We start from the raw sequence: 11,115 nt of genomic DNA, 5'->3' as shown, positions 1-11,115 counted from the left end.
TTTCGGTGGTCAATGGGTTCTAGACAAGCTCCATTTTCCTTGAAAAGACGGGCATTCTCGGTTTAAACCGCCGTCGGCGCCCCGAGCAACATCGGTGGATCAAGGCTAAAGGTTCCCACATAGTGCTTGACCACCCTGAGCTGCTGAACGCGTGCAACGGCCGGGAAATCTTCTTCGAGCACACAGATGTGACTGTTGGTTCGAAATGGCGGTTTCTTCACAGCTCGCTTTGGCGGTTAGCTGATTCCTATTACGAGGGTTGAGCGTGCGGCCTCGATGACGTCGTCCGTGATCGTGTTGAGCTCGTTGATTTTCATGACCCGTTCGACCTGGGTGAAGAGCCGGTCGATGAGGCGGATGTTGCCGCGGGTGATCCGGGCGACGGCCGCGATGGCCTGGGCGTCGGTGAAGTCTTCCGGGTTCAGGGTCTGGCCAAGTTTGTGCCACCGGCGCTCCAGGACGAAGTGCAGTTCTTCCTGGGCGAGCGGACGGTATTCGTGGGCGAAGCCGACCCTGCTGTAGAGCTGTGCGTAGCGGCTGAACCATTTTTCGATCCCGGGCATCCCGATGAGAATCAGGGCTATGTTGTCCCGGTCGTAGCGGTCACGCAACAGCTCCAGGGCCGTGGCGTTGAGCCGCTCGGATTCGTCAATGATGAGCAGCTCCACATGCTTGCCGGTGCGGGTGGGTGGTCCTGTCTTCTTGCCGATCTTTTCCAGATGCTGGTCAACACAGATCGATACGCGGGTGCTGATGTGCTCGAGTTCGGCATGGATCTGTTTGGGCGAGGTGAGCGCAGCGGGGGTGTAGAAGACGCTGCGTGCCCCGGGCCAGCGCTGCATAGATCTGGTAGTCAGAGTCGTCCCGGGGACCCCACTGATCAGGAGGTTCTCGGCCTTGTGCCAGTTTGCGTAGCGCCTGGCGGAGAGGGTCTTGCCGATTCCGCGAACCGGCGGTGCTCTTTCGTTGCGATGAAGCTCTGTGTAGTCATTGGCCGTCCTCCAGGTAGGTGCTTAGCTTTGGGCGCTTCTTGGGTGGATCAACAGCGTCCGGGGCGGGAGTCGGTTTCGCTGATGCCAGGTCCGGCAGGTGCCGGGCCACGACTGCGATGCGCTGGTTGATTTGTCCGCGCAGTTCCCGGCGGCGGGCCGATCGCGCGGCCTGGATGTCTTTCAAAGTGAGAGTGGAGGTTTCATGGTCAGGGTCCACGGCCCTGCAGATGAACTGGTTCTTGTGGAAGACGCGGATCTCGGTGATGTCCCGCGGGTCGTAGCGGACAATGACCGGTTCTCGGACGTAGGCGGCCAGGAGTGGCGAGACGTATCTGAGCCCCTGGAAGTGCACGCCGTCGCGGTGGACGATCCGGGATTTGGCCACGGTCAGCAACAATAGATTCAGTTCGTCCATGGTTGCCGGGAGCCTGGGCAGCCAGCCGTCGCCTACCCAGGCAAGATGCGGGGTGTCTTTGATCTCGAGGTGCTCGCGCTGGCGGTAGTCATCCGTGATGAAACGGCAGATGGCCGTGTCTAGCTCTTTGAGGGTCAGCACCGGTGCCGGCTGCGGGTGTCCGCGGGTCAGGTGTCCGGGCAGTTCGGTCAACAGCTCGGTATTAACGCTGCCGGGTGGGTCGGCCACGCGGCGAGGTGCCCTTGATGGGGTCCTTTTCCGCGTGGCCTCCCTCCGAACCGGACGTGCCAGTTTCCCGGCATCCGACTCTCCAATGATGTTGACGTGACGCCAGAAAACCCGCCTCATGAAAGATCGAGGCTAGGGCATGTCTCCTAATTCCTTGAGGCAGATGGTGATGGCGCGGAGCACAACTCCGCCGCGGTAGGTCAGGGCGGGCTTGTCGTCGCGGTGGCGAGGCCACGCCATTTGCTTGAAGATGTTGAAGGACCGTTCGGCGACGTTTCGTCGCTTGTAGGCTTCCTTGTCCAGCCCTACTGGTCTGCTGCGGCGTTTGCGGTTCGCTTCCTGAACGGACCGTTCCGGGATCACCGCCTGGATGCCGCACCGGCGCAGAAGTTCCCTGTTGGCCTTTGAGGAGTAGGCCTTGTCCGCCAGGGCTGGGTCCGGGCGGGAACGGTCCCAGCCCGGACCCAGCCGGGGAGCGCTGAGGGAGTCCAGCAGGTGCGGGAACATTGGGGAGTCCCCGCCCTGCCCGGGACCGAGCAACATGACCAGTGGGCGCATCTTGCCGTCGCAGAGGTGATGGATCCTCGTTGTCAGCCCGCCGCGGGACCTCCCGATCCCGTGGTCAGGCGGTTCCTCTAACAGATTCATGTAATTCGACAGGTCCCCCTGTGTGGCGGGGAAGGTTCGTGGCGTGCTGGTGGGCCCGGTTGACCGTGGAGTCGAGGAGACTTCCCAGTCGGTCATCCCGGCCGCGTCGGCCTCCGCCAGGATCCGGGAGTGGATCTTGTCCCAGGTTCCGTCGCCGCTGAAGCGGCGGTGGCGTTTCCAGACTGTCTGTCACGGGCCGAAGGCCTCCGGCAGGTCGCGCCAGGGAATTCCCGCCCGGAAACGGTAGATAATGTCTTCGACGATCGGACGGTGGTCTTGGAACGGCCTCCCACGGCTCCCGTCGGAACTGGGCATCAACGGTTCAATCCGATCCCATTGGGCATCGGGCAGGACGGGCAGTTCGCGACATGATTCCAGCATGCCAAAGCAGACAATAACCAATTGGGAGACACGCCCTAAGTGCCTTACGCATGCTGGTCAGGGGAAGCTGGGTACGTAGCTGGGCACCCCGACGGCGTCCGTCGAGACCGGAGCGCCGGTGTCGTTGATGACGTGGTCCAGGGTTCCTGCGCCGAGGTTGACGGTCAGCAGGCTGTGGAGCTTCACTCCGGGTGTGACCGGTACTTCGAAGCCCCGGGTGGCGTGAATCGTGGGGTCGACGTTGTTGTAGACGTAGCTTCCCCCGCCCCAGAGTTCGTGGGTCTTGACGGAATCGGCGATTTTGTAGCCCGCCCAGCCAAGGACCCCGTCATGCTGCCAGGCTGCCTGGTTGGGAGCGTCGTAGGGCAGTTCGTTCTGGAAGAACACCGTCCTGCCGTGTTCGCCGTTCCAGATGACGTTGTACTGCTGGTAGTGCTCCACGAACAAGCCGGTGGCCGTGACGTGGTCGCCGTTGATGATGACGCCGTTGTCCCCCGTATTGGTGGTCCAGCCGACGCCGTTGCCGTGATCCGCCCGCCAGGCCCAGATGTGGTCCAGGAGCACGTTGTCGCTGTTGACTTCCAGGCTCACCGAGGCTTTGCCCACGTGCGGGCCGCCGATGCGGAAGAACACGTCGTGAAGCGTGGTGGGATTGGCCGGGTTGCTGTGATTCAGGGACTTCCGGGCTGCGCCGGCCTCAGGTTTAGCGGCCTTCCCGATTCGCATCAGCGCGGGCGAGTTGACCTCGCCCGCATCAACTGTGATGGCGGCGATATCGACGCCGGGGACATCCGCGACCGTCAGTGGCACGGCGCCATTGACAGCCGTGAGGGTAGCCATGCCGAGTCCGAGCACAACCGTGTTGGCACGCTTGACCTCAATGCTTTGGTCGATGTCGTATACCCCGGGGGTCAGCAGCAGGTTCTTGCCGCGAGCCAGCTGGGAGTTGATGGTCTTGACTGAATCACCGGGCCTGGCCACGTAGAAGTCGGACAGCGGGATACTGCGGCCGGCCGTAGGGCCGTTTTCCCACGTCGTCCCGGCGGAGTCCTTGCGGACCGCGGGAACGAAGACGCCGTACTGGCCCGCGGCGTCGAGGGTGAGGTATGGCTTCTCCCGGCTGACCGGGGTGCTCGCCAGATTGGTGTACGGCGGATTCGGGAAAGACTGCTCCGGGGCGCCCTCCACTCCGGAGAAGACCTGATTCCAGACCCCGTTGGACCAGTCGCCGATGCTGCTGTCACGCACGAAGTACTGCTGCTGTGAACCGTTGATCACAGGGCCGGTCTTCGAGTCGGAAATGAAGCCGCCGCTGGCATACTGCGGTCCGGCGGTGCAGTAGTCCATGAGGGAAAGGTTGCCGCCGGTGACGTTGACCCGCCGCATGGGGGAGGCCTGCGAGGCAGCCCAGAAGTTGGCCGAACTGCGGCAGCCCTCGAGGCCGGTGACGTTGATGGTGAGGTTGGACAATGAGCGCCAAAAGTTGTTCAGGGCAATGCAGTTGTCCGCGGTCAGGCACCGGTTGTAGACGTCAACGTGCCCGTTGATGGTGACGTCCGTGGGTGAGGCGCCCAGGCCCGCGACCTCCGTCGAGTAGCCAACCTGGACAATGAGGGGCTCCTCGGCGCTGCCGTAGGTTCCGGGCTTGAACAGCAGGGAATACCGCTTGGATCCCATTTCGTCGTCGACCTGTTCGGCCGCAATGGAGTCGACGGTGGCCTGGATATCGGCCACCGGCATGCTGGGGTCGAAGATTCGGACATTGGGGCCGAAGCCGGGGTCGCCCGCCTGCGAGGCGGCCGGGGCCGGGGCCTGGCGGGGTGCGGGCGCGGGGGGCTGCGGCGCTCCCGCCACCGAGGCAGCCGCAACGCCGCCGCCGCTGCCGATGAGGCCGATGAGGAGTGCGGCAGTGCCGGCAATGGACCGGATCCGGAGACGCCGCTGCTGCGGAACGTCGGCCGGGGTGCCCGCTGAACGAGCGGGGAAATGGGCTAGCGGCATTGCTGGTCCTGTTCTCTGAGGGCGGGTTTCGTCGCGTTCGGCGGGAAAGGCGGTTGATCCCGACTGGACCACCACCGTCGTGGGAGCGCTCCCGCACTGGAGCGTAACATCGCCCGAGGCCCCGGGCAAGGGTTTGCTTCCCCGGAGGAGCCCGGCCTTGACAAGCGGATGTGAGGTGGGACACTATGTTCGTGAGAGCGCTCCCACGCGATCGCCCAGCCCGCAGACGGTGCGGCTGACCCCCCACCGGCCACGGCGACTTCCAGCGCTGTGAACCGGATGGAATCTTGACGAAGGAGTCTTCCCTGTGAAAAACCCAAACAAGTTCTCTGTGCTGTCGGCTGCGGCCGCCTGCCTGGCCCTTTCGCTGACGGCCTGCGGTTCATCCGCCCCCGAGAAGGCCGGTGCGGACGGGGCCACCGGTTCCAAGCCGGTGACCCTGACCGTTGGCACGTTTAACGAGTTCGGCTACGAAAAGCTTTTTGAAGAATACGAAACGCTGAACCCCAACGTGACCATCGAGCACAAGAAGGCCGCCACCACCAACGAAGCCCGGGACAACCTCACCACCCGCCTGGCAGCCGGCTCCGGATTGTCCGACATAGAAGGCGTAGAGGTGGACTGGCTGCCCGAGCTGCTGCAGTATCCGGACCGCTTTGCCGACCTGAGCGACCCCGCTGTTGAAGGACGCTGGCTGGACTGGAAGGCCGACGCCGCGAAGACTGCCGACGGCAAGCTTCTGGGCTATGGGACCGACTCCGGCCCCGAGGCCGTCTGCTACAACGCCGAACTGCTTAAGAAGGCAGGAATGCCCACCGAACGCGGGGAAGTTGCCAAGATGCTGGGCACAACCTGGGACAGCTACTTTGAGGCCGGCAAGAAGTTTAAGGCCGCCAACCCTGACGCAGCTTGGTTCGACTCCGCAGGGGCAATTTACCAGGGCATGAGCAACCAGCTTGAGAAGGTTTATGAGGGCGAGGACGGCACCGTCATCGCCACGGAGAACCAGAAGGTCAAGGACACTTACAACCAGGTCCTGGAAGCCTCCACCAAGGACGGGCTGTCAGCCCACCTGGGCCAGTGGAGTGATGACTGGGCCTCCGGTTTCCAGACCGGCGCCTTCGCCACAACCCTCTGCCCAGGCTGGATGCTTGGGGTCATTGAGGGCAACGCAGCCGGTGTCACCGGCTGGGACGTCGCCAATGTCTTCCCCGGTGGCGGCGGAAACTGGGGTGGATCATACCTGACCGTTCCAACACAAGGCGAAAACCAGGCCGAGGCCAAGAAACTGGCGGGCTGGCTGACGGCCCCTGAGCAGCAGATCAAGGCCTTCACCGCGAAGGGCACCTTCCCCAGCCAGAAGGAGGCACTGGAAAGCAGCGAGCTGCTCGGCCAGACAAATGCGTTCTTCAACGGCGCACCTACCGGCCAGATCTTTGCTGAACGCGCCAAGGCTGTTGAGGTGACGCCGTTCAAGGGCACCAAGTTCTTCGCCATCAACGACGCCATGCAGCAGGCCCTCACCCGCGTGGACGTTGACAAGTCGGACGACGCCGCCTCCTCCTGGGAGAAGTTCGTCACCGCAGTGAAGTCCCTCTAAGCATGGCTGTCACCGACCGGGTCAAGCCCCGGAGCGCCGGGGGACAGTCCCCGGCCCCGGAGGACACAAAAAGTGTCCGGCGCCTGGCCTTCTCCCAGCAGGTCTCCAAATGGGACGTGAGGCTTTCCCCTTACCTCTACATCTCGCCGTTCTTTCTCCTGTTTGCCGTCACCGGGCTATTCCCGCTGCTGTACACGGGGTGGGTTTCTCTGCACAACTGGAACCTCATCGGCGGGCAGGGGAAGTTCACCGGACTGGAAAACTACGCATTCGTTGTAGCCCAGCCCTACTTCTGGAACGCCGTGGGCAACACCTTCAGCATCTTCATCCTGTCCTCCGTTCCCCAGGTTGTTATCGCCCTGGTCATTGCGGCGGTGCTGGACGCGAACCTGAGGGCCAGGACGTTCTGGCGGATGGGGGTCCTGGTGCCGTTCGTCGTCGCACCAGTGGCGGTGGGCCTGATCTTCAACAACCTCTTCGCTGACCAGTTCGGGCTGATCAACGAGATGTTGAAGGTTGTGGGGCTGGACCCGGTCCGGTGGCATTCCGACTCGCTTGCGAGCCATCTGGCAATCTCCACCATGGTGAACTTCCGCTGGACCGGCTACAACGCGCTGATTTTCCTCGCTGCCATGCAGGCGATCCCGCGGGACGTGTTCGAAGCGGCAACCATCGACGGCGCCGGCCGGCTGCGGCAGTTCTTCTCCGTCACCGTACCCATGCTGCGGCCCACCGTGATCTTTGTGGTCATCACGTCCACCATCGGCGGACTGCAGATCTTCGACGAGCCGCGGGTCTTCGACCAGTCCGGGCTGGGCGGGGCCGACAGGCAGTGGCAGACCCTGACCATGTACATCTGGGAACTCGGCTGGGGCCAGCGGAACTTCGGCAGGGCCTCCGCCGTGGCGTGGCTGCTCTTCGTGATGATCGTGCTGATAGCCCTGCTCAACTTCATCATCACCAAGCGCATCGCAAGCCAGGGAGGCCGCAAATGAGCTCCATCCCCATGATCGAACAGAGCGCCGGCAAGGGCGCCGCCCGGGCCGCGGCACGGCGGGGGCCCGGCGCCGGGCACCGAACGGGCTCCTCCAGCGTCCGCCGGCCCGGGTTCCTGACGTACGGGTTCCTCGGCGCCGTTCTGCTCGCATCCCTTTTTCCCCTGTACTGGTCCTTCCTCGTAGGCAGCCATGACAACACCGTCCTGAGCCGGGGAATCCCGCTGCTGCCGGGCGGGAACTTCCTGGCCAACGCGGGGAAGGTCTTCGACAGCATCCCGTTCTGGAAGGCCATGGGCAACAGCCTCATCGTCTCCAGCGTGACGGCGGCATCCGTCGTGGTGTTCTCCACCCTTGCCGGGTTCGCCTTTGCCAAGCTTAGGTTCCGGGGGAGCAAGGGGCTGCTGGTGTTTGTCATCGCCACCATGGCCGTTCCCACCCAGCTCGGCGTCGTTCCGCTGTTTATCGTGATGTCCAATCTGGGGTGGACCGGTTCGCTGTGGGCCGTCATCATTCCCGGTGTTGTGACCGCTTTCGGGGTTTTTTGGATGACCCAGTACCTCCGTGACGCCCTTCCGGATGAACTGATCGAAGCCGTACGGATGGACGGGGCTTCCATGATCCAGGCCTTCTGGTACATAGGGTTCCCTGCGGCCCGGCCTGCAGCGGCCATGCTCGCCCTCTTCACGTTCGTGGCCACCTGGACGAACTTCTTCTGGCCCTTCATTGTCCTTGACCCCTCGAACCCCACCCTTCCGGTGGCACTGCAGCTGCTACAGGCTGCCCACTTCGTGGACTACTCAGTGGTTCTGGCCGGTGCAGTGCTGGCCACCGTCCCGCTCCTGCTGCTGTTTATCGCGGCAGGCCGGCAACTCGTATCAGGAATTATGCAAGGAGCAGTAAAAGGATGAATTCCACCCTACTTCCGTTTCCGCAGGACTTTCTGTGGGGCACGGCAACAGCCGCCTACCAGATCGAAGGCGCTGCGCACATCGACGGGCGGCAGGATTCCATCTGGGACACCTTCGCGCGGCTGCCCGGTGCCGTGGCGGATGGCCACAATGGCGATGTGGCGTGTGACCACTACCGGCGCTACAAGCAGGACGTGGCGCTCATGAGCCACCTGAACATGAAGGCCTACCGGTTCTCCACGTCATGGGCGCGGTGCATGCCCGACGGCGTCACGCCGAATCCCGAAGGCATCGCCTTCTACTCCCGGCTGGTGGATGAACTGCTGGCAGCCGGAATCACGCCCTGGCTGACCCTGTATCACTGGGACCTCCCCCAAGCCCTGGAGGACAAGGGTGGCTGGGCCAACCGGGACACTGCCTACCGCTTCGCTGAGTATGCGGCTCTCATGCATAACGCGCTGGGGGACCGGGTCCGGTTCTGGACTACCCTCAACGAGCCGTGGTGCTCCGCATTCCTCGGCTACACGGCAGGTATCCACGCCCCGGGACGGCAGGAACCGCGATCAGGACTGGCCGCGGCCCACCACCTTTTGCTCGGTCACGGCCTGGCAACGCGTGAACTCCGCCGCCTGGATTCCGACGCCGCCCTGGGTATCACCCTGAACCTGACCGTCGCCGATCCGCGGGACCCCGGCAGCGGGAGCGACCAGGACGCCGCCAGGCGAATTGATGGCCAGTTCAACAGGATCTTCCTGGACCCGCTGTTCAGGGGAGAGTACCCGGCCGACCTTCTGGCGGACGTGGCACACCTGGGAATAGCTGACTTCGTCCACGACGGGGACCTGGACATCATCTCCACCCCCCTGGACCTGCTCGGTGTCAACTACTACCACGGGGAATCGCTCACCAAAGACCCTGCGGACCCGGAGGACCACGCGGAGCAGAAGACGGCGGCGGACCCGGAACAGGCGGCCCGCCCGGTGTCCTCCCCGTTCGTGGCAGCCGACGGCGCGCGCTCGGTATCCCGCGGCCTGCCAGTGACGGGAATGGGCTGGGAAGTCCAGCCGGAAGGGCTGCGGCGCCTGCTCAACCGGCTGCAGGCCGAATACACCGGCCCGGCCGGGATTCCCATCTACATCACCGAGAACGGCGCAGCCTACGACGACGTCCCTGACGACGTAGGGTTCGTGGACGACCAGGACCGGCTGGGATTCTTTGCAGCCCACCTCCAGGCGGTGCACGGCGCCATCGCAGACGGCGTGGACGTCCGCGGGTACCTGGCCTGGTCGTTGCTGGACAACTTCGAATGGTCCTTCGGTTACCACCAGCGCTTTGGCCTGGTCCGGGTGGACTACTCAACCCAGGAACGCATCCCGAAAGCCAGCGCAGTGTGGTACGCGGCGGTGGCGGCCACCAACGCCATCCCGGCCGGCAGCATCCCCGTGCCGTCTTCGGAGTCTGGTGTCGTATTGTCTGTGTAATGAACGAAAACACCCGCCGCCCTGCCCTCCTGCAAGCAGGGCGGCCCAGTCCGACGCTGGAGGATCTAGCCACGGCTGCCGGAGTGTCCCGCTCCACCGCGTCCAGGGCGATCAACGGCGGACTGAAGGTCAGCCCCGCAGCCCAGGCCGCCGTCGACGCCGCGGTCGTGGCCCTCGGGTACACACCCAACCGGGCGGCGCGGAGTCTGGTAACAAAGCGCACCGCTTCGGTTGCGCTGGTGATTCCGGAGCCCGACGCGCGGGTCATGATGGATCCCTTCTTCGCCGCCGTCATTACGGGCGTCAATGAGGCCCTCCGGGGTACCGACATGCAGTTGGTGCTGCTGATGTCCCGCGCAGGCGATGACTCCGCGCGGACCATACGGTACCTGCGCGGCGGCCACGTCGACGGCGCGATCGTCGTCTCGTTCCACGAGGCGGACGACTGGGCGGAGACCCCAGGCACCACAGGTTTGCCCACGGTCTTCATCGGCAGGCCCTGGAACACAAAGTTCGGGGTTCCCTATGTGGACGTGGACAACTTCGAGGGCGGCCGGCTTGCTGCACGCCACCTTGCCGCCACCGGGCGCACCAGGCTCGGAACCGTGGCCGGCCCGGCCGATATGACAGCCGCTGTTGACCGCTTGGAGGGATGGATGCAGGGGCTCCGGGAGGCCGGGCTGGAGCCCGGGCCCGTCATCCACGGGGACTTCACCACGGCGGGCGGGGCCGATGCCGCACGGAACCTGTTCACCGAGGCGCCGGAGCTCGACGGCGTCTTCGCCGCCTCAGACCTCATGGCGCTGGGCGTGATCGAGTTAGTGCGGAGCGGAGGCCGCAGGGTGCCGGAGGATGTAGCCGTCGTGGGGTTCGATAATCATGCTCTCCTGGCAGCCCACGGCTTGGGCCTGACCACGGTGACACAGCCCATGGTGGACATGGCCGTGACGGCCGGGCAGCTCCTGATCCGTGCCATTGAAGATCCGGAGCTGCCTCTGGAGCCGGTTATCTACCCGGCCGAGCTCGTGGTGCGCGGCAGCACTGCAGGGCCAACCACTTAGAACCCGGGCCCGCCTGCTGGGCCCGTTTCACTTTTCCGTCACCCACCCGAAAAAAGTCCTTGCGCTTTCCAGCGGGGATGCCTACTCTGCGTGAGAGCGCTCCCACGACCCCGTATGGGTTGACCCATGGGTTGCTTGCCCATGAAGCAACGTCGCGACACGGAAGACAGGGAGAGCATCATGACCATCCACCACAACGTCCGGGCACCAGGAGAGATCCGAAGGAGGGGAGGCACCACAGCCTCCCGGCTTGCCGTTCTCAGCGTCGCCGCCGTTCTCCTTGGCGGGCTTATCCTTGATCCACCGATGTTGCTCGGGGCGCCGACGGCGGTTTAAACCGAGAATGCCCGTCTTTTCAAGGAAAATGGAGCTTGTCTAGAACCCATTGACCACCGAAAAGAG

The 11,115-nt window shown here is 64.1% G+C and carries 10 protein-coding genes and 1 pseudogene; 6 read left to right on the top strand and 5 right to left on the bottom strand.

The annotated features are described in order from the left end of the window. Positions 1-236: 236 nt before the first annotated feature. The 5 genes and pseudogenes from NG701_RS00090 to NG701_RS00070 form a co-directional block, all read right to left on the bottom strand. Positions 237-884, bottom strand: a complete 648-nt coding sequence (locus NG701_RS00090; protein WP_252563068.1) for an AAA family ATPase — start codon at positions 882-884, stop codon at positions 237-239. Between the two features lie 103 nt (positions 885-987). Beyond that, the gene (locus NG701_RS21095) at positions 988-1,635 is read right to left on the bottom strand and encodes a Mu transposase C-terminal domain-containing protein (protein ID WP_252563057.1); all 648 of its coding nucleotides are present in this window, start codon (positions 1,633-1,635) and stop codon (positions 988-990) included. A gap of 132 nt (positions 1,636-1,767) precedes the next feature. Further along, positions 1,768-2,460 (bottom strand): annotated as a pseudogene (locus tag NG701_RS00080) (transposase); the annotation flags it as partial. A gap of 12 nt (positions 2,461-2,472) precedes the next feature. Continuing rightward, the gene (locus NG701_RS00075; protein WP_256475317.1) at positions 2,473-2,664 is read right to left on the bottom strand and encodes a transposase; all 192 of its coding nucleotides are present in this window, start codon (positions 2,662-2,664) and stop codon (positions 2,473-2,475) included. Between the two features lie 57 nt (positions 2,665-2,721). Continuing rightward, positions 2,722-4,665, bottom strand: coding sequence for a pectate lyase-like domain-containing protein (locus NG701_RS00070; RefSeq protein ID WP_252563055.1), 1,944 nt, complete (start codon positions 4,663-4,665; stop codon positions 2,722-2,724). Positions 4,666-4,972: 307 nt separating this feature from the next. On the opposite strand from NG701_RS00070, the gene NG701_RS00065 reads away from it, so the two are divergent. From NG701_RS00065 to NG701_RS00040, 6 genes are all read left to right on the top strand, one after another. Further along, complete coding sequence (locus NG701_RS00065) at positions 4,973-6,265, top strand: ABC transporter substrate-binding protein (protein ID WP_252563053.1); 1,293 nt, start codon at positions 4,973-4,975, stop codon at positions 6,263-6,265. A 2-nt stretch (positions 6,266-6,267) separates the two neighbouring features. Then, on the top strand, positions 6,268-7,260 hold the full coding sequence (locus NG701_RS00060) for a carbohydrate ABC transporter permease (RefSeq protein WP_252563051.1): 993 nt from the start codon (positions 6,268-6,270) through the stop codon (positions 7,258-7,260). Next, positions 7,257-8,171, top strand: coding sequence for a carbohydrate ABC transporter permease (locus tag NG701_RS00055; RefSeq protein WP_252563049.1), 915 nt, complete (start codon positions 7,257-7,259; stop codon positions 8,169-8,171). The genes NG701_RS00060 and NG701_RS00055 overlap by 4 nt, the downstream gene beginning before the upstream one ends. After that, the gene (locus NG701_RS00050; protein WP_252563047.1) at positions 8,168-9,652 is read left to right on the top strand and encodes a glycoside hydrolase family 1 protein; all 1,485 of its coding nucleotides are present in this window, start codon (positions 8,168-8,170) and stop codon (positions 9,650-9,652) included. Before NG701_RS00055 ends, NG701_RS00050 begins: the two co-directional genes overlap by 4 nt. Next, a complete protein-coding gene (locus NG701_RS00045; protein WP_252563045.1) occupies positions 9,652-10,713 on the top strand; it encodes a LacI family DNA-binding transcriptional regulator in 1,062 nt (353 codons plus the stop codon). The genes NG701_RS00050 and NG701_RS00045 overlap by 1 nt, the downstream gene beginning before the upstream one ends. A gap of 180 nt (positions 10,714-10,893) precedes the next feature. Beyond that, positions 10,894-11,049 (top strand): hypothetical protein, encoded by a 156-nt coding sequence (locus tag NG701_RS00040; protein WP_252563043.1) that lies wholly within the window; start codon positions 10,894-10,896, stop codon positions 11,047-11,049. Positions 11,050-11,115 lie beyond the last annotated feature (66 nt).

The organism is Pseudarthrobacter cellobiosi, from assembly GCF_023913815.1.
Lineage (GTDB): Bacteria > Actinomycetota > Actinomycetes > Actinomycetales > Micrococcaceae > Arthrobacter > Arthrobacter cellobiosi.
The sequence above is the reverse complement of the archived record's forward strand: the minus strand, read 5'-3'. Positions and strand labels throughout refer to the sequence as shown.